21 protein-coding genes are annotated in these 23,076 nt (G+C 68.8%); 4 read left to right on the forward strand and 17 right to left on the reverse strand.

Annotated elements, in window-relative coordinates; translation table 11 throughout:
* Positions 1 to 14: 14 nt before the first annotated feature.
* The 3 genes from AC1RLW_RS12235 to AC1RLW_RS12245 are packed head-to-tail and all read left to right on the forward strand — an operon-like array spanning position 15 to position 1,386.
* The gene (locus AC1RLW_RS12235; protein ID WP_493193213.1) at positions 15 to 287 is read left to right on the forward strand and encodes a hypothetical protein; all 273 of its coding nucleotides are present in this window, start codon (positions 15 to 17) and stop codon (positions 285 to 287) included.
* A complete protein-coding gene (locus AC1RLW_RS12240) occupies positions 277 to 1,077 on the forward strand; it encodes a dioxygenase family protein (RefSeq protein ID WP_493193214.1) in 801 nt (266 codons plus the stop codon). The genes AC1RLW_RS12235 and AC1RLW_RS12240 overlap by 11 nt, the downstream gene beginning before the upstream one ends.
* A 3-nt stretch (positions 1,078 to 1,080) precedes the next feature.
* Positions 1,081 to 1,386: a hypothetical protein gene (locus AC1RLW_RS12245; RefSeq protein WP_493193215.1), complete on the forward strand. Its 306-nt coding sequence runs from the start codon at positions 1,081 to 1,083 to the stop codon at positions 1,384 to 1,386.
* Here AC1RLW_RS12245 and AC1RLW_RS12250 read toward each other — a convergent pair.
* From AC1RLW_RS12250 to AC1RLW_RS12310, 13 genes are all read right to left on the reverse strand, one after another.
* Positions 1,361 to 2,044 carry a response regulator gene (locus AC1RLW_RS12250; protein WP_493193217.1) on the reverse strand — a complete coding sequence of 228 codons (684 nt, stop codon included), beginning with the start codon at positions 2,042 to 2,044 and terminating at the stop codon, positions 1,361 to 1,363. The two genes, AC1RLW_RS12245 and AC1RLW_RS12250, sit on opposite strands and share 26 nt — an antisense overlap.
* 17 nt (positions 2,045 to 2,061) lie before the next feature.
* A complete protein-coding gene (bamA, locus tag AC1RLW_RS12255; protein WP_493193951.1) occupies positions 2,062 to 4,464 on the reverse strand; it encodes an outer membrane protein assembly factor BamA in 2,403 nt (800 codons plus the stop codon).
* Between the two features lie 78 nt (positions 4,465 to 4,542).
* Positions 4,543 to 5,199 (reverse strand): nuclease-related domain-containing protein, encoded by a 657-nt coding sequence (locus AC1RLW_RS12260; protein ID WP_493193219.1) that lies wholly within the window; start codon positions 5,197 to 5,199, stop codon positions 4,543 to 4,545.
* 338 nt (positions 5,200 to 5,537) lie between these two features.
* On the reverse strand, positions 5,538 to 7,199 hold the full coding sequence (locus AC1RLW_RS12265; protein WP_062480901.1) for a Na/Pi cotransporter family protein: 1,662 nt from the start codon (positions 7,197 to 7,199) through the stop codon (positions 5,538 to 5,540).
* Between the two features lie 73 nt (positions 7,200 to 7,272).
* A complete protein-coding gene (locus AC1RLW_RS12270; RefSeq protein WP_493193221.1) occupies positions 7,273 to 8,136 on the reverse strand; it encodes a phosphodiesterase in 864 nt (287 codons plus the stop codon).
* Complete coding sequence (locus AC1RLW_RS12275) at positions 8,133 to 9,206, reverse strand: ABC transporter ATP-binding protein (protein ID WP_139703304.1); 1,074 nt, start codon at positions 9,204 to 9,206, stop codon at positions 8,133 to 8,135. The genes AC1RLW_RS12270 and AC1RLW_RS12275 overlap by 4 nt, the downstream gene beginning before the upstream one ends.
* Positions 9,196 to 9,996: an ABC transporter permease gene (locus AC1RLW_RS12280; RefSeq protein ID WP_159273407.1), complete on the reverse strand. Its 801-nt coding sequence runs from the start codon at positions 9,994 to 9,996 to the stop codon at positions 9,196 to 9,198. Before AC1RLW_RS12280 ends, AC1RLW_RS12275 begins: the two co-directional genes overlap by 11 nt.
* A complete protein-coding gene (locus tag AC1RLW_RS12285) occupies positions 9,996 to 10,832 on the reverse strand; it encodes an ABC transporter permease (RefSeq protein WP_159273102.1) in 837 nt (278 codons plus the stop codon). Before AC1RLW_RS12285 ends, AC1RLW_RS12280 begins: the two co-directional genes overlap by 1 nt.
* A 16-nt stretch (positions 10,833 to 10,848) precedes the next feature.
* Positions 10,849 to 11,862 carry an ABC transporter substrate-binding protein gene (locus AC1RLW_RS12290; RefSeq protein ID WP_062480910.1) on the reverse strand — a complete coding sequence of 338 codons (1,014 nt, stop codon included), beginning with the start codon at positions 11,860 to 11,862 and terminating at the stop codon, positions 10,849 to 10,851.
* A gap of 28 nt (positions 11,863 to 11,890) precedes the next feature.
* Positions 11,891 to 12,910, reverse strand: coding sequence for a LacI family DNA-binding transcriptional regulator (locus tag AC1RLW_RS12295; RefSeq protein ID WP_493193223.1), 1,020 nt, complete (start codon positions 12,908 to 12,910; stop codon positions 11,891 to 11,893).
* A 164-nt stretch (positions 12,911 to 13,074) separates the two neighbouring features.
* Complete coding sequence (gene lspA / locus AC1RLW_RS12300) at positions 13,075 to 13,590, reverse strand: signal peptidase II (protein WP_062480914.1); 516 nt, start codon at positions 13,588 to 13,590, stop codon at positions 13,075 to 13,077.
* Positions 13,590 to 16,439 carry an isoleucine--tRNA ligase gene (gene ileS, locus AC1RLW_RS12305; protein ID WP_354342480.1) on the reverse strand — a complete coding sequence of 950 codons (2,850 nt, stop codon included), beginning with the start codon at positions 16,437 to 16,439 and terminating at the stop codon, positions 13,590 to 13,592. The genes lspA and ileS overlap by 1 nt, the downstream gene beginning before the upstream one ends.
* Before the next feature lie 125 nt (positions 16,440 to 16,564).
* Positions 16,565 to 17,602 (reverse strand): bifunctional riboflavin kinase/FAD synthetase, encoded by a 1,038-nt coding sequence (locus AC1RLW_RS12310; protein WP_095948725.1) that lies wholly within the window; start codon positions 17,600 to 17,602, stop codon positions 16,565 to 16,567.
* Between the two features lie 165 nt (positions 17,603 to 17,767).
* Between AC1RLW_RS12310 and AC1RLW_RS12315 the strand changes: the two genes are divergently transcribed.
* Positions 17,768 to 18,328 (forward strand): HNH endonuclease, encoded by a 561-nt coding sequence (locus AC1RLW_RS12315; RefSeq protein ID WP_062480919.1) that lies wholly within the window; start codon positions 17,768 to 17,770, stop codon positions 18,326 to 18,328.
* 46 nt (positions 18,329 to 18,374) lie between these two features.
* Here AC1RLW_RS12315 and AC1RLW_RS12320 read toward each other — a convergent pair whose 3' ends face one another.
* The 4 genes from AC1RLW_RS12320 to AC1RLW_RS12335 all read right to left on the reverse strand — a co-directional run bounded on the left by AC1RLW_RS12320 (position 18,375) and on the right by AC1RLW_RS12335 (position 22,931).
* Complete coding sequence (locus AC1RLW_RS12320) at positions 18,375 to 19,160, reverse strand: enoyl-CoA hydratase (protein WP_493193226.1); 786 nt, start codon at positions 19,158 to 19,160, stop codon at positions 18,375 to 18,377.
* Between the two features lie 6 nt (positions 19,161 to 19,166).
* Entirely contained in the window at positions 19,167 to 20,525 is a 1,359-nt protein-coding gene (locus tag AC1RLW_RS12325) for an alpha/beta fold hydrolase (protein ID WP_493193228.1), read from the reverse strand.
* 96 nt (positions 20,526 to 20,621) lie between these two features.
* Positions 20,622 to 21,737, reverse strand: a complete 1,116-nt coding sequence (locus tag AC1RLW_RS12330; protein ID WP_493193230.1) for an acyl-CoA dehydrogenase family protein — start codon at positions 21,735 to 21,737, stop codon at positions 20,622 to 20,624.
* A 12-nt stretch (positions 21,738 to 21,749) separates the two neighbouring features.
* Positions 21,750 to 22,931, reverse strand: a complete 1,182-nt coding sequence (locus tag AC1RLW_RS12335) for an acyl-CoA dehydrogenase family protein (RefSeq protein WP_493193232.1) — start codon at positions 22,929 to 22,931, stop codon at positions 21,750 to 21,752.
* Positions 22,932 to 23,076: the final 145 nt, after the last annotated feature.

Raw genomic sequence — 23,076 nt, forward strand, 5'->3', positions numbered from 1 at the left:
ATTCGGATCGCACGATGCCCGCCATGACACCGGACACGCACCGCGCCCCTTCCACCTCCGCCTTTCGCGCACTGGCCGTCGCCGCGCTCGCCTGGGGCCCGCCGGGGCACGCGGCGCCGCCGTCCACGCCCCCGGGCGACACCGACATCGACCTGCTGCTGTTCCTGCTGGCGGCGCTGTTCTGGGGCGTCGCGCATGTGTGGACGCTGCTCGTGGTCTGGGCCGAGGCCCGGGCCTCCGGCGTGCAGGCACCGGCCAAGACGGGGGAGGTGGCCCATGGCCGGTGAAGCGATCGGGCGCCGGGGCCTGCTGGCTGCGATGGGCGCGGCCGGGCTGGCCGCGTCCGCCCCCGAGGCCGCCGCAGCGCAGAAGCTCCCGCTGACCGCCCAGACCACCGAGGGCCCGTACTACCTGGACCTCGCGAACTTCCGCACCGATCTGACCGACGGCCGCGAGGGCGTGCCGCTCGATGTGCGCCTGCGGGTGCTCGATGCCGCCGGGCGACCGCTGCGCGGCCTGCGCACCGACCTGTGGCACTGCGACGCGCAGGGCAACTACTCGGGCTTCGGCGGGCAGGGCGACGACCGCACGCGCGGCTTCGAGGGCCAGGCCTTCCTGCGCGGCAGCCAGCGCACCGACCTCGACGGGCAAGCCACGTTCGCCACGCTCTACCCGGGCTGGTATGCGGGGCGCACCACGCACATCCACGTCAAGGTGCACCACCGCGAGCGCGCCGTGCTCACGACGCAGTTCTTTTTGCCCGATGCGCTCAGCGAGTTCCTCTACACGCAGGTCTCCAGCTACCAGCGCGCGCGGCTGCGCGACACGCTCAACAGCGCCGACGGCATCGCGCTGCGGGCCGGCGACACGGTGCTGGGTGCGGTGCGCGAGGAGGGCCGGCGCTACGTCGCGCTGCTCACACTGGTGGTCGACCCCGCCGCGCGCCCGGTGACCGAGCGCCCGCCGCAGCCCCGCACAGGGCCGGCACCAGTGGGCGGCGTGCGGCCGATGCGGCCGCGCACGCCCGAGGGCCTCGCCCGCATCCGCGCGCTGGTGCCGCCGCGCACGGAAGGCTGAGCGGTGTTGCGCATGCCGCTCCCGCCCGCCGCGTCCGCTGCGCCTGCCGATTGGCGGATGACGCCGCGCGCCGCGGCGCGCGCGCTGGCTCACGCCTGCGCGGGCGGCCTGGCCTTGTGCAGCCTGGCGCTGGGCATCGGCGTCGCCGCACGCGGCGCCTGCGCGGAGGTACGGCAGGCCGAGGTGCGCAACTCCCGCCTGGCGACGCTCGCGCCGATCATGCAAAGGGGCAGCGAAGGCCGCACGCCGCGCGACCACGGCGCATGCAAGGCCAGGCCGGCCCTCAGCCCGGCCGCTGCGCGAAGCTGAACCCCACGCCGTAGACCGAACGGATCCAGCCGTGCGAGGGCGACACGGCCGCGAGCTTGCGCCGCAGGTTCTTGATGTGCCCGTCGACCGCGCGCTCGTTCACGTCCAGCGCCTCGGGGAAGGCCGCTTCGAGCAGCCTGGCGCGCGTGAACACACGCCCCGGTTCGCGCGACAGCGCACGCAGCAACAGCAGCTCGCGGCGCGTGAGCGCCAGGGCCCGGCCCTCCAGCCAGGCATGGCCCATCGCGCTGTCGAAGGCCACGGCCGGCGAGGCCATGCCCACGTCCGGGTCGGGCGGCGCGCGCCGGCGCAGCACCGTGTGCACGCGCGCCACCACCTCGCGCGGCGAGAAGGGCTTGCAGACATAGTCGTCGGCGCCCAGGTCGAAGCCGCGCAGCCGGTCGGCCTCGTGCGCGCGCGCCGTCAGCACGATGATCGGGTGGTCGCTGCGCGCGCGCACCTGCGCGATCACCTGCAGCCCGTCGATGCGCGGCAGCACCACGTCGAGCAGCGTGAGCGCGGGCGGCGCATGCAGGATGCGATCGAGCGCGGCGGCGCCATCGCCGAGCTGCTCCACCTCGTGGCCCGCGCGCTGCAGCGGGCCCAGCAGCAGCGACGCGATCTCGCGTCCGTCTTCCACCAGCAGGATGCGGCTCATGGCGCGTGCGGGCCGGTTCAGAAGGACGTGCCGATCTGGAACTGGAAGCGCTGCGTGCGGTCGGCCGCGATGCCATTGGCCGTGTCTTCCTTCTGATAGACGATCGGTACCGCATACGCCAGGCGCAGCGGGCCCAGCGGTGAGATCCAGCTGATGCCCAGGCCGGCTGAGGCGCGCAGGCGGTTCTGCGCCTTCCACTGCGCGTCGGTCATGCTCGCCGTGCGTTCGGCGAACACGTTGCCCGCGTCGAAGAAGGTGTACAGGCGCAGCGACTTGTCGTTGCCCGCGCCGGGGAAGGGCGTGGTCAGCTCCATGTTGAAGATCGCCTTGCGCGTGCCGCCCAGCGAGCCGCCGGTGACCGCGTCGGTCGGGCCCAGCGAGTTCTGCTCGAAGCCGCGGATCGAGCCGAGTCCGCCCGCATAGAAGTTCTTGAAGATCGGGAAGCTGCTGCCGCCCAGCGCCTTCGCATAGCCGAGCTGGCCGTTGAAGGCCAGCGTGTACTGCTTGGACAGCGGCACGTACTGCTGGTACTGGTAGTTGGTCTTCAGGTAGCGCAGTTCGCTGCCCACGCCCAGCTCGAGGTTGGCGCTCTGCAGGCGCCCGCGCGTGGGCACCAGCGCGCTGTCGCGGTCGTCGCGCGACCAGCCGACGGTGGCCGGGATGCCCACCACGTTCCTGCCCGCGCACACCACGCTCGGCGCCGTGCCGGTGCACTGGAAGTAGTCGAGGTAGGCCTGTGGCGTGGCCGTGTAGACATACGAGCCGTTGACCAGCGTGTACGAACCGTTGGTGCCCGGCGTGAACGAGTAACGTTCGACGCCGATGCCCAGGTACACCGTGTCCAGCTCGTTCACCGGCAGCCCGAAGCGCACCGAGCCGCCGTCGCTCGCGAGCTTGTAGTTGCCGTCGGCCTCGTAGTAGGGCCGCGTGGTGGTGTGGAACAGGTTGAAGGTGCGCGAGATGCCGTCCTTCGTGAAGTACGGGTCGGTGGCCGTGAGCGACACCGAGCGGTTGTACGAGCTGGTGTTGACCTGCAACCCCAGGTAGTTGCCCGAGCCGAACACGTTCTCCTGCGTGATGCCGAAGCTCAGCGAGATCTTGTCGGTCGACGAGTAGCCCGCGCCGAGTTGCAGCGAGCCGGTGGGCTTCTCGGCCACGGTGACGTTCAGGTCGACCTGGTCGTTGCTGCCCGGCACTTCGGCGGTCTCGACGTTCACCTCGGTGAAGAAGCCCAGGCGGTCCACACGGTCGCGCGACAGCTTGATCTTCGTGCCGTCGTACCAGGCGCCTTCGTACTGGCGGAACTCGCGCCGGATCACCTCGTCGCGCGTGCGCGCATTGCCACCGATGTTCAGCCGCCGCACATAGGCGCGCCGCCCGGGCTCGGCGTTCAGCACCATCACGACGCGGCGTTGGGCCCGGTCGATCTCGGGCTCGGCTTTCACGCGCGCGAAGGCGTAGCCGAAGGTGCCGAAGTGGTCGGCGAAGGCCTTGGTGGTGGCCGCCACGTCCTCGCCGTTGTAGGGCGCGCCGGGGCGCACGGTGACGAGCGACTTGAACTCGTCCTCGCGCCCCAGGTAGTTGCCCGCCAGCTTCACGCCGGCCACCGCGAACTTCTCGCCCTCGCTGATGTTGACGGTGAGTTCGAGTGTCTGCCGGTCGGGCGAGATCGCGACCTGCGTCGACTCGATGCGGAACTCGAGGTACCCGCGCGTCAGGTAGAACGCGCGCAGCGTTTCCAGGTCGGCGTCGAACTTGGCGCGCGCGTACTGGTTCGACTTCGTGTACCAGGCCAGCCAGCCGCCGCTGTCCTGGTCGAACAGGTCGAGCAGCGTGCGTTCGTCGAAAGCCTGCTGCCCGACCACGCGCACCCGCGTGATGCGCGCCGGCTCGCCCTCGGTCACGCTGAACGTGAGGTTGACGCGGTTGCGCTCCAGCGGCGTGACGGTGGTGACCACCTGTGCGTTGTAGAGGCTGCGGCCGATGTACTGGCGCTTGAGCTCCTGCTCCGCGCGGTCGGCCAGCGCCTTGTCGTAAGGCCGGCCTTCGGCCAGCCCGATGTCGCGCAGCGCCTTCTGCAGCGCCGCCTTGTCGAACTCCTTGGTGCCCGCGAAGTCGACATCGGCCACCGTGGGGCGCTCTTCGACGATGACGACGAGCACCCGGCCGTTCACGTCGATGCGCACGTCCTTGAACAGTCCGAGGTCGAACAGCGCGCGGATCGCCGCGCTGCCGCGGTCGTCGCTGTACATGTCGCCGGCCTTCAGGCCGAGGGTTGCGAACACCGTGCCCGCTTCGACGCGCTGCAGGCCTTCGAGGCGGATGTCCTGCACGGTGAACGGGTCGGCGGCCTGTGCCGGGCAGGCCACCATCGCGAGGCACAGCGCGGCAAGGGCCGCGAGGGACTTGGGAGGAATCATCATCACCGCATGGTCTTCACCAATGTCGGAGGAATGTGGGACGCCCTCCCGCGCGCAGGGCCGGTTGGTGAGCAGTCGTTACTGCAACCCCATCGCGTTCACTGCCGGCCAGGCCACCGCAGGCCGTTCGATGCGTTCGCGGCAGTTCTGCGCATGCGTTTCCAGCGACAGATCGCCCTGGATCTCCAGCAGCCGCTGCACCGTGCGATCGACCGCCTGCGCGTCGAGCAGCGGATACGTGCGCGCCGTGCGTCCGTTGTTGCGCACCAGGCGTGCGATGTACGGCAGGTCCTGCTGCGTGATCACCGCAGCCGGCATCACGCCCTCCAGTTCCACGCCTTCGCACGGCAGCAGCACGAAGTACTGCAGCCGCAGGTCGTCCGGCAGCAGGCTGCGCAACTGCGTCGTCTTGCGCCCGCCCTGCCAGGCCGGGTCTTTCACTTCACGCGCCTGCGTGCAGCCATGCAGCCGCAGGAACCAGCGCGGCGGCGCCTCGTCGGATTTCTTGCGGTAGACGAACGCATTGCGCCACGCCTTGATCTCGAACAGGTAGACACCCGTCTCGCACACGATCACCGCATCGATGCGCGCCGTGGGCACCGCGCAACCGGAGGGCATCGGGATGATGAGGTTGCGAAGAATGCGCAGGTGCGAAAACGCCGGACTGAACGCGGTGGCGAGCTGCTGCACCCCGAGCGACGCGGCGACCGCGCTTTGCTGAAGAACAATGGTCATGTCGAACTCCTTCGGAGCCCCGAGCATTGCCGGGCTTTTAGGAGATTTCTGGTAAGCGCGCCGCCCCCGCCCCCAGGCCGAGCGAAGCAAAGGCCTGTGAGGTTCCCCACCCCTTCTGTATGCGCCGAGGAGCGGAGCGTTTCGCGGATCAGGGCTCGCCCTTGTTTGAGCGAAGCGAGTTTGGGCGAGACCCCGCGAAACGTGAGCACCGCAGGTTGCCCGCAGCGAAGCGGAGGGACGCAGACAGCAGGGTCGCCTTTCTTTGCTTACTTTCTTTGGCGAAGCAAAGAAAGTGAGTCGCCCGCCGGGGCGAGACCCGGCCTCAGCCCCCCAAACGACTAACCCTCGATCTTCCCCAACCGAGACTCCCGAAGCCGGCTAGGCGCCAAAGCCCCCGCAGACTCAAGAATCGGATAAGCAATAGAACAGATATGCGAATTGATCCGCTTCAAATCGCTGATCAGATCGATGTGCAGCGAACTCGTCTCGATGCTCAAAGTAGTCCGATCCGACAACCGATCCAGATGGGTAGTGGCGTAGGCCCGCTCCAGATCCCGAAACCGCGCCTTCTCTTCCAGCAGCTTCTGCGCGTCACGAACATTGCCATTCAAGAACACGCTCATGCTCAACCGCAGATTGGCAACCAGCCGCTGGTGCAACTCGACGATCTCCGCCATCCCCGCTTCCGAGAAGTTGCGCTGCGGCTTGATCTTCTTGTCCTCGATATCAATGATCACCCGCTCGATGATGTCCCCGATCTGCTCCATGTTGATCGTGAAGCTGATGATGTCCGTCCAGCGCCGGCTTTCCTCTTCGCCCAGCGCCTCGCGCGAGATGCGCGTCATGTAGTACTTGATCGCCGAGTACAGCTCGTCCACCGTGTCGTCCAGCTGCCGCAGCTCCTGCGCCAGCCGCAGGTCGTTGTTGCGGATCACATCGAGCGTGCCGATCAGCATCGTCTCCACGATGTCCGCCTGGTGCAGCGCCTCGCGCGCCGCGTTAGAAATAGCGAGAGAAGGCGTCGACAGCGCCGAAGGATCGAGGTGGTGCGGCCGGCTCGTGCCCACCGGCTGCGGCGGCACGGGCAGCATGCGCGTCACCAGCTTGGCGACCCACTGCGTGAGGCCGATGAAGCCGACGCTGATCACGATGTTGAACGCCAGGTGGAACAGCACCACGCCATGCGTCTGGTTCGGCAGCTGGGGCTGCACGTAGCGCACCCACAGCCCCACGAACGGCGTGACCAGCGCCACGCCCAGCGCCTTGAACAGCAGGTTGCCCACCGTCACCTGCCGCACCGACACCGCCGAGCGCGCCGTGGTCAGCACCGCCAGCAGGCCGCTGCCCAGGTTGGCGCCGAGCACCAGGCCCAGCGCCACGTCGAGCGGCACCACGTTCGAGCTCGCCATGGCCGCCACCAGCAGCACCACCGCCAGGCTCGAATAGGCCACGATGGCAAGTGCGGCACCGAGGGTGATCTCCAGCAGCACATCGCTGGTGATGGACGCCAGCAGCGCCCGCACGGCCGGCGACGAGAACAGCGGCTCGGTGGCCGCCACCACCAGCTGCAGCGCCAGCAGCATCAGCCCCAGCCCGATCAGCACCCGCCCTACGCGCCCCGCCACGGTGGCCGAGCGCGTGATGAACAGCACCACCCCCACGAAGATGAACATCGGCGAGAGCCAAGAGAGGTCGGCCGAGAACAGCACCGAGATCAGCGCCGTGCCCACGTCGGCGCCCCGCATCACCGCCAGCGCCGCCGGCAGCGTGACCAGGCCCTGCCCCACGAACGAGGAGGTCATGAGCGAGGTGGCCGTGCTCGACTGCACGAGCGCCGTGACGCCGATGCCCGAGAGCGCGGCCGTGAAGCGGTTGCGCATGCTCTGCACGAGGATCTTGCGCAGGTTGGCGCCGAAGACGCGCAGCACGCCGGTGCGCACGAGGTGCGTGCCCCACACCAGCAGGGCGACGGCCGCAAGCAGATTCAGAAGGTGCTTCATGGAGGGCGGGGTCTGACCTTTCTCTTGTTTTCGTTTTGATTCGTTTCAGCCCCATTTTCCACAAGTAGACGCTTCAGTCGATCAGGGCTCCGTTGTCGTGGAAAGGATAAGGCCCTTCGAAGCTGCCGGAGGCCGCCAGGTGGGTGACGAGCCGGCGCCCGGCTGCGGACCAGGCGTGCACCCGGAACGAGGGCGGCTCCAGCGTCCAGGCCGAGGCGGCGTCGGGTGCCAGGTCGAGGCAGACCTGGTGCGCCTGCGCCGGCGAGGTCGAGGCGATGGTGCCGCCGAAGCGCACGTCGATGGCGCGGTGCAGGTGGCCGCAGATCACGCGCTCGACGTTCGTGTAGCGGCGCAGCAGGGCTTCGAGCGCGTCGGCGCCTTCGAGCAGGCCGATCTCGTCCATGTGGCCGATCAGCGTCTCGAAGGGCGGGTGGTGCATGGCGACCACCACGGGCTCGTGGCGGCAGACGTCGAGCTGGGCTTCGAGCCAGGCCAGGCGCCGCTCGCACAGCGTGCCGTGGCTGGCGCCGGGCACGCAGGTGTCGAGCGTGAGCAGCCGCAGCGCGCCCACGCGCACCGAGTACTGCACGAAGCCGTGCGTGTCGGCGCCCGTGCCCAGGTAGGCGTGGCCGGGGAAGCTGCGGCGCAGCTGGTCGCGGTCGTCGTGGTTGCCGGGCAGCAGGTAGACGGGCATCGTCAGCGGCGCGAGCAGGGCGGCCAGGTGTTCGTACTCGGCGGCGCGGCCGAAGTCGGTCAGGTCGCCGGTGATCACCACCGCATCGGGCGGCTGGCGCAGCGCGAGCACCGACTGCACGGCGCGCGCGAGGTACGGCGCCGTGTCGATGCGGCCATAGGCCAGCCGGCCGGGCTCGCGGATGTGCAGGTCGGTCAGCTGGACCAGGAAGGTGTTGGGGGTCGTCGTCGTGGTCGTGGTCATGCGCGGGTTTCCTGCGAGGTCATCAGGCGGTCGGCCGGGATGCGCAGGCCTACCGCATCGCCCGGTCCGAAGGGGTTGTCGCGCCCCACGTCGGCCACCAGCACGGGCTGGTCCTGCAGGCGCAGGTGCAGCTGCACGCGGTCGCCGAGGAAGGTGCGGCGTTCGACCGTGGCGCGGCCCCAGCCGGGCGCCTCGCCGGGCGGGGGCGCGCCGACCTCGATGTCTTCGGGCCGCACCAGCAGCGTCGCATGCTGCTGCCAGGGCGCGGGGCAGGGCAGCGACGACCCTCCGAGTCGGACAACGCCCTGCGCGATGGCGTCGGGCGCGCGCTCCAGCCGGTTGACCCGGCCCAGGAACTCGGCCACGAAGGGGTGCGCGGGCGCGCGGTACAGGTCTTCGCCGCGCCCGACCTGCACGATGCGCCCGGCGCGCATCACCGCGAGCCGGTCGGCGATGGCCAGCGCTTCCTGCTGGTCGTGCGTGACGTGGATGGCCGTGATGTGCAGGCGGCGCAGCAGCTCGGCCAGTTCGTCGCGCAGCGATTCCTTGAGCTTGGCGTCGAGCGCGGCCAGCGGCTCGTCGAGCAGCAGCACGCGCGGGCGCACGGCCACGGCGCGCGCCAGGGCCACGCGCTGGCGCTGGCCGCCCGAGAGTTCGGCGGGGCGCTTGTTCTCCAGGCCGCCCAGGCGCACGAGGTCGACCAGTTCGCCCACGGCACGTTTCTCTTCCTCGGGCGACACACCGCGGATGCGCAGGCCGTAGCCGATGTTGGCTGCCACCGTCATCTGCGGAAAGAGCGCGTAGCTCTGGAACACCATGCCCACGCCGCGGTGCTCGACCGGGCGCTGCGTGACGTCCTGATCGCCGAAGACGATGCGGCTGCCGTCGTCGGGTGCTTCGAGTCCGGCGATGAGGCGCAGCAGCGTGGTCTTGCCGCAGCCCGAGGGGCCGAGCAGCGCCAGCACTTCGCCGGCCTCGACCTTGAGGTTGGTGGGCTGCAGGCCGCGCGTGCCGTCGGCATACGTTTTCGCGCAGTTCGAGATGTCGACGGGGATGCGTTCAAGTTCCATGGCGTTTCTGCATCAGGTTGGCAAGGTACTGCAGGCCCCACAGCACCGGAAGAATGACGGCGAAAAAGACCAGCGTGTAGGCCGATCCGATCTCGATGCGCATCGAGGCGTAGCTGTCGGCCAGGCCCACGGGCAGCGTGCGCGTGAGCGGCGTGTGCAGCATCCAGGTGAGGTTGAACTCGCCCACCGACAGCGTGAACACCATCAGGCTGCCGGCCACGATGGCGGGGAACACGGCCGGCACGAGGATGCCCATGAAGCGCTGGCGGAAGTTCGCGCCCAGCGAGCGCGCGGCCTCTTCCAGCGCGAGCAGGTCGTCGCGCTGGAAGGCCGAGCTCACGGTGCGCACCATGAAGGGCAGCGTGAAGACGATGTGGCCCACGAGGATGAAGGCGAAGCTCTGGCGGAAGGCCGTGAGCTGGCCGTAGGCGAGGATGAGCGCGAGCGCCGTCGCCAGGCCCGGCACCGCGACGGGCAAGGTCAGCAGCTCCTCGAAGATGCGCGCCGCGCGCGAGCGGCTGCGCGCCAGCGTGTAGGCGCAGGGCACGCCGATCAGCACGGTGCACACGACGCAGGCCACGGCCAGCGCGAGCGACCAGCCGACGGTGCCGCCGTAGTTCTCCCACACCTCGCCGAGCCAGCGCAGCGTGAGGCCACTCTTCAGGCCGGTGCTGTAGTTGTTGACGAGGCCGGCCATCACCGACAGCAGCATCGGCGCGATCATGAAGAGGCTCACGATCACCGTGATGGCGAGCAGGAAAGGGGCGCGGGGTTGCGAAGGGGTCTTCATCATCGGGCGACCGGGTTGGCGCCGAAGCGGCGCGCCACGAAGAGCACCAGCCAGGTCACGACGCCCAGCGAGATCGACAGCGACGCGGCGAGCGCGAAGTTGGCGTAGTTGGTGAACTCGTTGTAGATGGTGATGGGGATCACCTCGAACTTGCTGGCCAGCGTGAAGGCCGTGCCGAAGGCGCCCATCGAGGTGGCGAACAGGATGGCGCCGCAGGCCAGCGTGGTGGGCGCGAGCTCGGGCATCCACACGTCGCGCGCCACGCGCAGCTTCGAGGCGCCGAGCGAACGCGCCGCTTCCTCGAGCTGCGTGTTCATCGATTCGGCCGCCGCGGCGTAGGTGGCGATGGCGCGCGGCAGCGAGAAATACAGGTACGCCAAAAAGAGGCCGAGCAGGCCGTAGGCGAAGGTGATGCGCTCGCCGACCAGCGCGTCGCTCAGGTCGGCCACCACGCCCTGGCGCCCGCCGAGCAGGATCACGAAGAAGCCGATGATCACGCCCGGGAACGACAGCGGCAGCGTGAGCAGCGACAGCAGCATGCGCTTGCCCGGGAAGGCATGGCGCGCGAGGTAGATGCCCACCGCCGCGCCCAGCACCAGCGTGGCCAGCGTCACCGCCACCGACAGCGCGACGGTGTTGGCCATGCTGTGCAGGTAGCGCGCATCGGTCAGCACCGCGAAGTAGGTGGCGGCGCCCTTGTCGGCCGGCAGCGCGAGCAGGCGCACCACCGGCAGCAGCCAGAAGGCCGCGAAGAAGACGGCCGCCGGCGCGACGCAGGCCAGCAGTCGCCAGCGCGGGTTCCAGGCGTTGGAGGAGGTGGTGGTGCTGCGTGTCATCGCGCGCGGCGCCGGGTCAGCGCACTTCCTTCAGGTACTGGTCGGAGAAGCCACGCTGCGCGTCGGCCATGCGGGCGTAGTCGACGGTCTTGGCACGGGCGTAGTCGCTGGCGGGCAGGAACTGCGCCTCGATCTCCTTGGGCATGGCGCTGGCGCGCACCGGGCGCAGGTAAGCCTTGGCCCAGATCGCCTGGCCTTCGTCGGACAGCGTGAAGTCGAGCACCTTCTTGGCGTCGGCCGCGTGCGGCGCCTTGGCCACCAGGCTCATCACGTAGGGCACGGCCAGCGTGCCTTCGCTCGGGATGACGAAGGCGACGTTGGCCTTGTCCTTGTACTTGGCGCGGTAGGCGTTGAAGTCGTAGTCGAGCAGGATCGCGATCTCGCCCGACAGCACGCGCGCGTACGAGGTCTGCTTGGGCACGATGGGCTCGTTCTTCTGCAGCGCCTTGAAGTAGTCGATGGCCGGCTTGAAGTTGTCGAGCGTGCCGCCGCGCGCCTGGTTCACCGCCACGGCGCCCACGTAGCCCACGAAGGCCGAGGCGGGGTCGAGATAACCGATGAGGCCCTTGTATTCGGGCTTGAGCAGGTCGGCCCACGACTTGGGCACCGGCTTGCCCTTGAGCGCGTCGACGTTGACCATGAAGCCGAGCGTGCCCGAGTGGATGGTGAACCAGTTGCCTGCGGGGTCCTTCAGGCCGTCGGGAATGTCTTTCCAGGCGGCCGGCTTGTAGGGCTCGACCACGCCGTCTTTCGCGGCCTGCACCGCGAAGGTCACGCCGAGGTAGGTCACGTCGGCCACCGGGCTGGCCTTTTCGGCGACCAGCTGCGCGAGCGACTGGCCCGAGTTCTTGTTGTCGGCCGGCACGGTGATACCCGTCTTGGCCTTGATGGCCTTGAGCTGGGTGCCCCAGTCGGCCCATTCGGTCGGGCAGTTGTAGCAGATGGCGGTCTGGGCCATGGCGCCGCCGGCGGCGACGAGGGCGGCGGCCAGCACGCCGAGGCGGGCGAGGCGGTGAAAGCGCAGGGACATGGAAAAACTCCTGGGAGGGGTGGTGAGGTCAGGACAGTGCGGCGTCGTTGTCTTCGCGCGCATTCGCGCACGACTCGCCGTCTCGGAAGGCATGGGGCAGCAGCAGGCTCGCGTCGGCCTGCAGCGCGCGGCCGCCGGCGATCGCCTGCGCCAGCAGCTCGACGCTGTGGCGGCCGATGTCGCTGTTGGGCTGTGCGATGGTGGTGAGCGCGGGCGTGAGGTCTTCGCCCAGCGCGATGCCGTCGAAGCCGACCACGCTGAGGTCGTCGGGCACCGCCAGGCCGCTCAAATGCGCGGCGCGGATGCTGCGGATGGCGAGCAGGTCGTTCGAGCAGACCAGCGCCGTGGGGCGGCTGCGCGGGCGCAGCTCGGCGCACAGCGCATCGACGGCGGTCTCGACGAAGGGCACTTCGACCAGCGGCGGCGCGGCAAGGCCTGCTTCGGCCATGCCGCGCTGGTAGCCGCGGTAGCGCTGCTGCGCGCGGTCCGACGCGGCCAGCGTGCCGCTGACCATCGCGATCCGCCGGTGGCCCAGCAGCACGAGGCGCGTGACCGCGTCGGCCACCGCGCCTTCGCTGTCGACCGACACGCAGGGATGGTCGGCGTGCCGGTTGTAGGCCAGCACGTAGGGCACGCCGGCGGCCTGCAGGCGCTGCAGCGCGGCCGAGGTGGACGGGTTCGACACCACGAGGATCAGCCCGTCGACGTTGCCCGCCAGCAGCAGCTGGACGGCGCGTTCTTCCTCGTCGAGCCGGTAGCCCGTGGTGACCGGCAGGATCGCGTAGCCCCCCGCGACGGCCGCGCGCGCAATGCCCTGCAGGCATTCGGCGAAGGTCGGGTTCAGCAGCGTGGGCAGCACCACGCCGAGCGTGCGGCTGCGCTGGGTGCGCAGGGTGCGGGCGCTGGCGTTGGGCAGGTAGTTGAGTTCGCGCGCCACGCGCTCGACCAGTTCGCGCGTGGTCGGCGTCACCTTGTCGGGGAAATTGAAGGCGCGCGAGACCGTGGCCACGGAAACCCCGGCCTGGGCGGCTACTGCGTGGATGCTCATCGTGCGGGGTCTGTGGTGGGGGTCATGTAATCGATTACATTGGACCGGCGCAGTATGACTTCGCGATGACAGGGCAGGGAAGTGGGGAGAACCCCGGGGCCGCCGGCGCAGAAGGCGGCCCAAAGAAAAAGGGGCCCGTGGGCCCCTTTGGTCGAGAACTTGGCTTACTTGCCCCGGCGCACCCGCCGGATCTCGTCGACGATCAGGCAGATCGCCCCGAGCGTGATCGCGCTGTCCGCTGCGTTGAACGCCGGGAAGTACCAGTTGCCCCAGTGGAAGCTCAGGAAGTCGACCACGTAGCCGTGCATCATGCGGTCGACCACGTTGCCGATGGCGCCGCCCAGGATGCAGGCCATGGCGAACGAGAAGAGCTTCTGGCCCGCGTGCGACCGCAGCATCCAGACGATGAAGATCGCCGCTGCCACGCCGATCGCCGTGAAGAACCAGCGCTGCCAGCCCGAGTGGTCGGCCAGGAACGAGAAGGCGGCGCCCGTGTTGTGCGCGCGCACGACGTTGAAGAAGCTCGTCACGTAGGTCGCGTCGCCGAGCTTGTAGTAGCCCAGGATCAGCGTCTTGGTGAACTGGTCGATGATCACGATGATCGTCGCCAGCCCGAGCCAGGGCCAGATGCTGGCCCCGCGCGAGCGCGAGGCCGACGAGGCGGAGCGTGCGGTCGCCATCAGGCCACGCTGCGCGATTCGCCCGCGCCGAACAGGTTGCTCGTGCAGCGGCCGCAGATGGTCGGGTGCGCCGGGTCGTGGCCCACGTCCTCGCGGTAGTGCCAGCAGCGTTCGCACTTTTGCGCGGTGCTCGGCGTGACCACGGTCGACAGCGTGTCGCCCGCCGCCAGTGCCACCGCCGATGCGATGAACACGAACTTCAGGTCGTCGCCCAGCGAACCCAGCAACGCGAGGTCGTCGGCCGGTGCGTTCAGCTGCAGGTTGGCCTGCAGCGACGAGCCGACCTTGCCTTCGGCGCGCACCGCCTCGATGTCCTTGTTGACGCCGTCGCGGATCTCGCGGATGCGGCCCCACTTGGCGAGCAGCGCCTCGTCGGGTGCGGCGAACTGGCTGTAGGTCTGCGTGAAGATCGACTCGCCGGCCTTGCCGGTGCCCACGATCTTCCAGGCCTCTTCGGCCGTGAAGCTCAGGAACGGCGCCATCCAGCGCAGCATGGCTTGCGAGATGTGCCACAGCGCCGTCTGTGCACTGCGGCGCGCGAGTGAGCCCGGGGCCGTCGTGTAGAGGCGGTCCTTCAGGATGTCGAGGTAGAAGCCGCCCAGGTCTTCCGAGCAGTAGATCTGCAGCTTGGCCACCACCGGATGGAACTCGTACACCTGGTAGTGCGCAAGGATCTCGGCCTGGAACTGCGCCGCGCGCGACATCGCGTAGCGGTCGATCTCGAACAGCTGGTCGAGCGGCACCGCGTCTTTCGCGATGTCGAAGTCGCTGGTGTTCGCGAGCAGGAAGCGCAGCGTGTTGCGGATGCGGCGGTAGGCATCGACGACGCGCGCGAGGATCTTGTCGTCGCCCGCGATGTCGCCCGAGTAGTCGCTCGCGGCCACCCACAGGCGGATGATTTCCGAGCCCAGCTTGTTGCTGATTTCCTGCGGGTCGATGCCGTTCTTGAGCGACTTGCTCATCTTGATGCCCTTGGCATCCACCGTGAAGCCGTGCGTGAGCAGGCCCTTGTACGGTGCGCGGTCTTCCAGCATACAGGCGATCAGCAGCGACGAGTGGAACCAGCCGCGGTGCTGGTCGTGGCCTTCGAGGTACAGGTCGGCCTCGGGGCCGGTCTCGTGGTGCACGTTGGGGTGCGTGCCGCGCAGCACGTGCGAGAAGGTCGAGCCCGAGTCGAACCACACCTCGAGGATGTCGGTGCTCTTGGTGTAGCTCGGTGCGTCTTCGGCGCCGAGGATGTCTTCGACCGTGACGCGGCTCCAGGCCTCGATGCCGCCCTTCTCGACGATGTCGGCGGCCTGGTCGAGGATCTCCATGGTGCGCGGGTGCAGCTCGCCCGAATCCTTGTGCAGGAAGAACGGGATCGGCACGCCCCAGCTGCGCTGGCGGCTGATGCACCAGTCGGGCCGGCCGGCGATCATGTCGTGCAGGCGGGCCTTGCCGTTCTCGGGGTAGAAGCTGGTCTGTTCGATCGCGTCGAGCGCGGTCTGGCGCAGCGTCTTGGGCGCCTTGTCCTTCGTGAACACGCCTTCGCCCTCGTCCATGCGAACGAACCACTGCGCGGCCGCGCGGTAGATCACCGGCGTCTTGTGGCGCCAGCAGTGCGGGTAGCTGTGGGTGATGGTCTCGGTGGTCAGCAGGCGGTTGGCGTCGCGCAGCGCGGCGATGATGACCGGCACGGCCTTCCAGATGTTCTGGCCGCCGAACAGCGGGAAGTCGGGCGCGTAGCTGCCGTTGCCCTGCACCGGGTTCAGGATGTCGTCGTACGCCACGCCGTGGGCGATGCAGGAGTTGAAGTCGTCCACGCCGTAGGCAGGCGAGGAGTGCACGAGGCCGGTGCCGTCGGTGGCGGTGGCGTAGTCGGCCAGGTAGATGGGCGACAGGCGCTGGTAGCCCGCATCGACGTCGTACAGCGGGTGCTCGAACTCGAGCCCGCCGAGCGCCTCGCCCTTGACCGTGGCCAGCACTTTGCCGTCGAGTGCGTAGCGCGTCATGCACATCTCGACCAGCGAGTTGGCCAGGATCAGCAGGCCGCGCTCGGTGTCGACCAGCGAGTACTCGAGCTCGGGGTTGAGGTTGATCGCCTGGTTGGCGGGGATCGTCCACGCGGTGGTGGTCCAGATCACGGCGAAGATGTCGCCCAGGATCGTGTGGTCGGTGCCGAAGGCCTTGAGCACCTTCTCGCGCTCGTGCGCCTTGAAGGCCACGTCGATGGTCTGGCTCTTCTTGTCGGCGTATTCGATCTCGAACTCGGCCAGCGAGGAGCCGCAGTCGAAGCACCAGTACACGGGCTTGAGGCCCCGGTACACGAAGCCGCGCTCGATCACGCGCTTGAACGCGCGCAGCTCGCCGGCTTCATTGGCGAAGTCCATCGTCTTGTAGGGATGGTCCCATTCGCCCAGCACGCCCAGGCGCTGGAAGTCGACCATCTGCTGGGCGATCTGCTCCGTGGCGTAGGCGCGACTCTTGGCCTGCATCTCGTCGCGGCTGAGGTTGCGGCCGAACTGCTTTTCGATGGCGTTCTCGATCGGCAGGCCGTGGCAGTCCCAGCCGGGCACGTACAGCGCGTCGAAGCCTTCGAGCTGGCGCGCCTTGGTGATCATGTCCTTGAGGATCTTGTTCACCGCGTGGCCCATGTGGATCTGGCCGTTGGCGTACGGCGGGCCGTCGTGCAGGATGAACTTGGGCGCGCCGTGGCGGGCGTCGCGCAGGCGGTGGTAGCGGCCTTCGTCGTTCCATTCCTTCACCCAGCCCGGCTCGCGCTTGGGCAGGTCGCCGCGCATCGGGAAGGGGGTGTCGGGCAGGTTCAGCGTGGAACGGTAATCTTTGGGGGAAGCAGCGTCAGACATGTTGGGGTGCGGCGAAACAGAGGGGCTTCGACAGGCTCAGCCCGAACTGCATTGAGCGGTCGGTGCGGAAGATATAGCCGTTCGCCCTGAGCTTGTCGAAGGGCGGCAGCACGGGGCGTGCAGGGCTAAATTCGGTCGCGCGTGGTCTGGCGGTGGGTCTCGGCGTGGGTCGATGCGAAGAACGCGCGTGCGTCGCGGCCATCCTTCGCGATGCCCGCAGTGAGGGCTTCGAGGCTGGTGTAGCGCAATTCGTCGTGCAGTTTGTGCAGGAGTTCCACGCGCACGATTTTACCGTAGGCCCCTTCGGCCCCCAGATGCGAGGGCCACTCCAGGCAATGCGTCTCGAGCAGCACGCGCCCCGCGTTGACGTCGTTGGCGTCCAGCGAGGGCCGCACGCCGAGGTTGGCCACGCCGGGCAGCGGCTGGTCGGCCAGGCCGTGCACCAGCACCGCGAAGATGCCGCTGGCGGCCGGTTTCCAGTGCTTGAAGCGCAGGTTGAGGGTGCGAAAACCGTCGTCCTTGCCCGGTGACGACGCGCCCAGCGCCCGGCCCAGCTTGCGGCCGTGGACCACGTGGCCCGAGATGGTGTACGGGCGGCCCAGCAGCGTGTGGGCGTCGGCCATGCGGCCTTCGGCCAGCGCCTCGCGCACGGCCGAGCTGGACACGCGCAGGCCGTGCACCTCGTAGCTGTTCATGCGCGCGACGTCGAAACCCTGCGCTTCGCCGGCGGCATCGAGCATGGCGTAGTCGCCCGCGCGTTTGGCGCCGAAGCGGAAGTCGTCGCCCACCAGCACGTAGCGCGCGCCCAGGCCGTCGATCAGCACGTTCTGGATGAACGCCTCGGGCGACTGGGACGCCAGCCGGCCGTCGAAAGGCAGCACGATGGTCTGGTCGACGCCGCAGGCCGCCAGCTCGGTCAGCTTGTCGCGCAGCGTGCCGATGCGGGCCGGAGCCAGGTCGGGTTTCTTGGTGACGGCGGCGAAGTAGTCGCGCGGGTGCGGCTCGAAGGTCAGCACGCAGCTGGGCAGCCCGCGATGGCGGGCCTCGGTCTGCAACAGCGCCAGCATGGCCTGGTGGCCGCGGTGGACGCCGTCGAAATTGCCGATCGTGAGGGCGCAGGCCGGAGCTACGCCCGGGTGTCGGAAGCCGCGGAAAACCTGCATGGGAGAGTATCTTTTTGATAGCGCCTGATGCCCGTCGTATGGGCAAATCAGGCCGATTTGTCACAAAGCCGGTATATTGTGACGCAGTGGGTGGGTTGGCGTGAGTCGCCAACGCATTCCGAGTCTCTGGTCTCTGCGTGTTTTTCTCGTTTCGAGGAGGCGTGTGTGAAGGTCTTGAAGCTGTCGGCCCAAGGGCTGCCCCAGTCATGGATATCGCTGGAACAGGCGGTGATCCACTACGCGGCGGACGAAGTCCGCTGGGAAGTGGGCGCGCAGGTGGCCGTGTTCCGTGGCGGCCACAACGCGATCACGGGTGAGCAGTCGCAGATCGCGATCAACAGCATCATCGGCACCAAGGGCGTGCCGCGCATCAACCCCTTCGCGCAGCGCCCGGGCCTGACCAACAGCAAGCTGTTCTCGCGCGACCGCAACATCTGCGCCTACTGCGGCGGCCATTTCCACGAAGACGAACTCACGCGCGAGCACATCATTCCGTTCGCGCAGCGCGGCATCGACACCTGGATGAACGTGGTCACGGCCTGCAAGCCCTGCAACCACCGCAAGAGCAGCCGCACGCCCGAGCAGGCGAACATGCCGCTGCTGTACGCGCCCTATGTGCCCAGCCTGTGGGAAGACTTCATCCTGCGCAACCGCCGCATCCTGGCGGACCAGATGGAGTTTTTGATGGCGCACCTGCCGCAGTCGTCCCGGTTGCACGACATCTGACACCCGACACGCAAGAAAAAAGGAGGCCTCGGCCTCCTTTGTCATTTCAGCCCTTCCAGGCCGGCGGCCGTTTCTCGATGAAGGCCTGCACGCCTTCCAGCGCGCTCTCGTCCATCATGTTGCAGGCCATGGTCCGGCTGGCGTCGGCCAGTGCGGCCTCGATGCCGGTCTCGAGCTGGCGATAGAACAGCGTCTTGCCCAGCGCGAGCGCCGTGCGGGGCTTGGCGACGATGCTGGCGACCAGTGCCTCGACGGCGGCATCGAGCCCTTCGGGCGGCGCGACCCGGTTGACCAGGCCTTTCTCGCGCGCTTCCTCGGCGCTGATGAATTCACCCGTCACCAGCATCTCGAAGGCTTCCTTGCGACCCAGGTTGCGCGACAGCGTGACGCCAGGCGTGGCGCAAAAGAGGCCGACGTTGACGCCGCTGACCGCAAAGCGCGCGTCGCTGGCGGCCACCGCGAGGTCGCACACCGCCACCAGCTGGCAGCCTGCCGCGGTCGCGATGCCGTGCACGCGCGCGATCACCGGCACGGGCAGCCGCTGGATCGACAGCATCATCGCGCCGCACCGGTCGAACAGCTGCTGGTAGTAGCCGAGCGAAGGGTCGGCGCGCATCTCCTTCAGGTCGTGGCCCGCGCAGAAGGCCTTGCCCGCCGCGGCGATGACGACGGCGCGCACCGTGTCATCGGCGGCGATGGCGGCGAGCGCCTGCTCGAGCGCGCCGAGCATGCCCTCGGACAACGCGTTGAAGGCGGCGGGGCGGTTCAGCGTGAGCGTGACCACGCCGCGCGCGTCGCGGGCCGTCAGGACGAAGGGGGCCGTGTCGTTCATGACCGTTCAGTACGTCAGCTCGAGCACCGTCGTGTGCCCTTGCGCGGCGGGCCAGCTCTGGCCGGTGAGGCGCTCGCCGTTGAACTCGGCGCTGACCGTGCGCTGCGGCGCGCCGGCCGCGATGCGCAGCCGCGAGCTCGACTGCCCCGCGCCCTGGGCCGGCACGCCGGGCGGCGGGCTCTGGCCGTCGAAGTTCATCGTGTCGCGCTGCGCATCGAAGTAGCCGCGCGGGCGCGTGAAGACGACCACCGCACCCGCGCCGCTCTCGGCCGGCGCCAGGCGCTCGGTCCGCAGGTTGACGACGCCGCTGCTGCGCACGAACGGGCTGCGGTAGATGTGCGTGGTGCCCTGGCCGGGCACGTCGAGCACGAACTCGTAGCGCGCGGTGGGCTGCGCGCTGAACGGGCCCCAGCGACCGTCGGCGCCGACCGTCTGCTGGTGCGCCGCCTCGCCGCGCCGTGCACCCGAGGCCGGGTCGACGGCAAAGACCGTGACGCGCGCGCCGGCCAGCGCCAGGTTGTCCGCGCCGGTCGCGCGGCCGTCGAGCACCACCTTCGATTCCGGCGCCACCGCCGTGCCGGCCGGCGCCTGGCCGGTCAGGAAGCGCCAGGTCGCCGCGAAGGCAGAGGGCGAGAACGAGGTCTCGCGGTGGTCCACGCGCGGCAGCACGAGGTTGGTGGCGCCCTTGAGCGCCGGTCCGTCGAAGCCGATGTTCGTCGGCTGGCCCGGCGCGCCGATCCACAGGCCGTCGGGCTGGGCGTACTTGTCGTTGGTGTCCGAGCGCAGCGTGAGCCACTGCACGCCGGGCGTGACCTCGTCGCCGTTCGGTCCCTTGGGCGCATTGAGCTGCTGCATGAAGGCCGAGAGTCCCGAGAACTCGTTGTTCTCGCGCAGGCCCTTCACCTTCCAGATGCCGTGCGCCGGATTGCCGCCGAGCACCACATGGCTCACCACGGCCGCGCCGCCGCCGTTCTGCACGTAGTTGCGGATGGTGTTGCCGCCGCGCGAATTGCCGATGAGCACCACCTTGGGCGCGCCCGTGGCCTTCAGCACCTTCTCGACCTCGGCGCGCAGGAACGCCGCCGACTCGGCGGTGGAACTGCGCCCCGGCTGGGCCACGGCGTCGTCGTCGCGGGCCAGGGGATTCGGCTGGTCGAGTGCAAACAGCCGCTCGCGCGGCCAGCCGTTCGATTCGAAGCGCCAGATCGTGGTCTGCCACAGCGCGGCCGAGTCGCCGTTGCCGTGCATGAAGACGATGGGCGGACGCTCGGTGGAAGAGGGCGCGGAGGTGGCGCAGCCGGTCAGCAAGGTGACGGCGCTGCTTCCGGCAAGGGCCAAGGCAAGCAGGGTGCGGCGGGAAGGCATGTCTGTCTCTCTCCTGGCAGGGGGCTGGGGCCCCGCAAGTGAAAACGCCCGCCGGCGCAAGGCGGGCGGGCGTTGGATGCTATCGACAAACAGCCGTCAGGCGAAGACGCCGGCCGTGTCCTGCATGCGTGTCGACACTTCACCCAGGTGGTGCAAGGTGTCGCCGAAGGTCAGCTCGAGCTGCGTGAGCTTGCGGAAGTAGTGGCTGCCGATGTATTCGTCGGTCACGCCGATGCCGCCGTGCAGCTGCACCGAGTTCGCGGCCACGTAGCGCATCGACGTGCCCAGCTGGTACTTGGCGCGGGCCAGCGCCTGGCGGCGCTCGTCGGCCGGGGCGTTGAGCTTGAGCGTCGCGTAGTAGCTCATCGAACGTGCCAGCTCCAGCTGCATCTTCATGTCGGCGACGCGGTGGCGCAGCGCCTGGAAGCTGGAGATGACCACGCCGAACTGCTTGCGCTGGTTCATGTAGTCGATGGTGACGTCGAGCGTCTTGTCGAGCACGCCGACCGCTTCGGCGCAGGTGGCGGCAATGCCGACATCGACCGCGTACTCGAGCGCGGCCAGGCCGTCGGCCGTGAGCAGCGTGGCGTCGGCCTTGTCGAACACCACTTCGGCCGCGCGGCCGCCGTCCTGCGTGCCGTAGCCGCGGGCTTCGACGCCGCTGGCGCTGCGCTCGACCAGGAAGAGGGCGATCTTGCCGTCGACCTTGGCGGGCACGATGAAGGCATCGGCCTCGTCGCCCACGGGCACCACGCTCTTGGCGCCGGTCAGCGAGTAGCCGTTGCCCGACTTGACGGCCGTGGCCTCGCACACGTCGAGGCGATAGCGCGCCTTGCGCTCCTGGTAGGCCAGCACCACGAGGGCCTGGCCGCCGGCGATGCGCGGCAGCCAGTTTTCCTTGGTGGCCGCGTCGGCGTAGCCACCGAGCACGGCGCCGGCGATCAGCGTCTGGGCGAAGGGCTCCAGCACGATGCCGCGGCCCAGTTCTTCCATCACGACCATGCCGGCCACCGGGCCCATGCCCAGGCCGCCGTCGTCTTCGCTGATGTACAGGCCGCCCAGGCCGAGCCCGGCCAGTTCGTCCCACGCCTCGCGCGAGAAGCCGCCCTTGGCCTCGATGCCGCGACGGCGCTCGAAGTCATAGCCCTTGTCGACCCACTTGCGAACGGCGTCGCGCAGCTGGTCCTGGTCTTCCGAAAAATTGAAATCCATGTTGGTGTCTCCTCAGCCCAGGACGGTTTGCGCCACGATATTGCGCTGGACTTCGTTCGAGCCGCCGTAGATCGTGGTCTTGCGCATGTTGAAGAAGGTCGATGCCAGCGGTGCCAGCGCCGGGTTGCCGCCGGGGAAGTTGCCTTGCCAGCCGGCTTCCATGGCTTCGCGGATCAGCGGCAGCGAATAGGGGCCGCCGGCCAGCAGCATCAGCTCGGCGTAGCGCTGCTGGATCTCGCTGCCGCGGATCTTGAGCAGGCCGGCCACGTCCAGCGAGTTCTTGCCCGAGGTGGCGGCGGAGAGCACGCGCAGCACCATCATCTCGAGGGCGACGATGTCGACTTCGAGCTTGGCGATCTCGTCGCGGAAGCGCAGGTCGTCGTACACGCCTTCGCTCTTGGCGATGCGCTTGAGGCGCTCAAGTTCGCGCTTGGCGCGGTTCACGTCGGCGATGTTGGTGCGCTCGTGCGAGAGCAGGTGCTTGGCGTAGGTCCAGCCCTTGTTCTCTTCGCCGATCAGGTTTTCGGCAGGCACTTCGACGTTGTCGAAGAACACCTCGTTCACCTCGACGCCGCCGTCGATCAGTTTGATCGGGCGCACGGTGACGCCGGGCGACTTCATGTCCAGCAGCAGGAAGCTGATGCCGGTCTGGGGCTTGCCTTCGTTGCTGGTGCGCACGAGGTTGAACATCCAGTCGCCGTGCTGGCCGAGCGTGGTCCAGGTCTTCTGGCCGTTGACGATGTACTTGTCACCCTTGCGCTCGGCCTTGGTCTTGACCGAGGCCAGGTCGGAACCCGAGCCGGGTTCGCTGTAGCCCTGGCTCCACCAGACTTCGCCGCTGGCGATGCCGGGCAGGAAGCGCTTTTGCTGCTCGGCGTTGCCGAAGGCCATGATCACCGGGGCCACCATGACGGGACCGAAGGGGATGATGCGCGGCGCGCCGGCCAGGGCGGTTTCTTCCTCGAACAGGTGGCGCTGCACGGCGGTCCAGCCGGGGCCGCCGAATTCCTTGGGCCAGCCGTAGCCCAGCCAGCCCTTCTTGCCGAGGATCTTGGCCCAGCCTTGCAGATCGTCGCGCGTCAGTTCGAGCGCGTTGTGCACCTTGTGCGAAATCTCCTGGGGGAGGTTGTCCTTGACCCATGCGCGAACTTCTTCGCGGAACTTCTGTTCTTCGGGTGTGAAGCTCAAATCCATGCGTGCCTCGCTGTGTTGATCGGTCCACCGCAGACGCGGGGTGTCTCCGGAACTGCGAGTTTTAGCACGGTCGTGCTGCGATCCGGTGTCCGCGTCGCGACAAGCACGCCAGCGTGCGGGTTGACGGGAGGCGTCGGCGGGGCAC

It is taken from the genome of Variovorax sp. GW822-FHT04A09 (assembly GCF_058801005.1).

Bases quoted from the DNA above. Each gene is read 5' to 3' on its own strand.
- AC1RLW_RS12235 (WP_493193213.1), top strand. From the start codon at position 15: ATGCCCGCCATGACACCGGACACGCACCGCGCCCCTTCCACCTCCGCC.
- AC1RLW_RS12240 (WP_493193214.1), top strand. From the start codon at position 277: ATGGCCGGTGAAGCGATCGGGCGCCGGGGCCTGCTGGCTGCGATGGGC.
- AC1RLW_RS12250 (WP_493193217.1), bottom strand. From the start codon at position 2,044: ATGAGCCGCATCCTGCTGGTGGAAGACGGACGCGAGATCGCGTCGCTG.
- bamA (WP_493193951.1), bottom strand. From the start codon at position 4,464: ATGATTCCTCCCAAGTCCCTCGCGGCCCTTGCCGCGCTGTGCCTCGCG.
- AC1RLW_RS12260 (WP_493193219.1), bottom strand. From the start codon at position 5,199: ATGACCATTGTTCTTCAGCAAAGCGCGGTCGCCGCGTCGCTCGGGGTG.
- AC1RLW_RS12265 (WP_062480901.1), bottom strand. From the start codon at position 7,199: ATGAAGCACCTTCTGAATCTGCTTGCGGCCGTCGCCCTGCTGGTGTGG.
- AC1RLW_RS12270 (WP_493193221.1), bottom strand. From the start codon at position 8,136: ATGACCACGACCACGACGACGACCCCCAACACCTTCCTGGTCCAGCTG.
- AC1RLW_RS12275 (WP_139703304.1), bottom strand. From the start codon at position 9,206: ATGGAACTTGAACGCATCCCCGTCGACATCTCGAACTGCGCGAAAACG.
- AC1RLW_RS12280 (WP_159273407.1), bottom strand. From the start codon at position 9,996: ATGAAGACCCCTTCGCAACCCCGCGCCCCTTTCCTGCTCGCCATCACG.
- AC1RLW_RS12285 (WP_159273102.1), bottom strand. From the start codon at position 10,832: ATGACACGCAGCACCACCACCTCCTCCAACGCCTGGAACCCGCGCTGG.
- AC1RLW_RS12290 (WP_062480910.1), bottom strand. From the start codon at position 11,862: ATGTCCCTGCGCTTTCACCGCCTCGCCCGCCTCGGCGTGCTGGCCGCC.
- AC1RLW_RS12295 (WP_493193223.1), bottom strand. From the start codon at position 12,910: ATGAGCATCCACGCAGTAGCCGCCCAGGCCGGGGTTTCCGTGGCCACG.
- lspA (WP_062480914.1), bottom strand. From the start codon at position 13,590: ATGGCGACCGCACGCTCCGCCTCGTCGGCCTCGCGCTCGCGCGGGGCC.
- ileS (WP_354342480.1), bottom strand. From the start codon at position 16,439: ATGTCTGACGCTGCTTCCCCCAAAGATTACCGTTCCACGCTGAACCTG.
- AC1RLW_RS12310 (WP_095948725.1), bottom strand. From the start codon at position 17,602: ATGCAGGTTTTCCGCGGCTTCCGACACCCGGGCGTAGCTCCGGCCTGC.
- AC1RLW_RS12320 (WP_493193226.1), bottom strand. From the start codon at position 19,160: ATGAACGACACGGCCCCCTTCGTCCTGACGGCCCGCGACGCGCGCGGC.
- AC1RLW_RS12325 (WP_493193228.1), bottom strand. From the start codon at position 20,525: ATGCCTTCCCGCCGCACCCTGCTTGCCTTGGCCCTTGCCGGAAGCAGC.
- AC1RLW_RS12330 (WP_493193230.1), bottom strand. From the start codon at position 21,737: ATGGATTTCAATTTTTCGGAAGACCAGGACCAGCTGCGCGACGCCGTT.
- AC1RLW_RS12335 (WP_493193232.1), bottom strand. From the start codon at position 22,931: ATGGATTTGAGCTTCACACCCGAAGAACAGAAGTTCCGCGAAGAAGTT.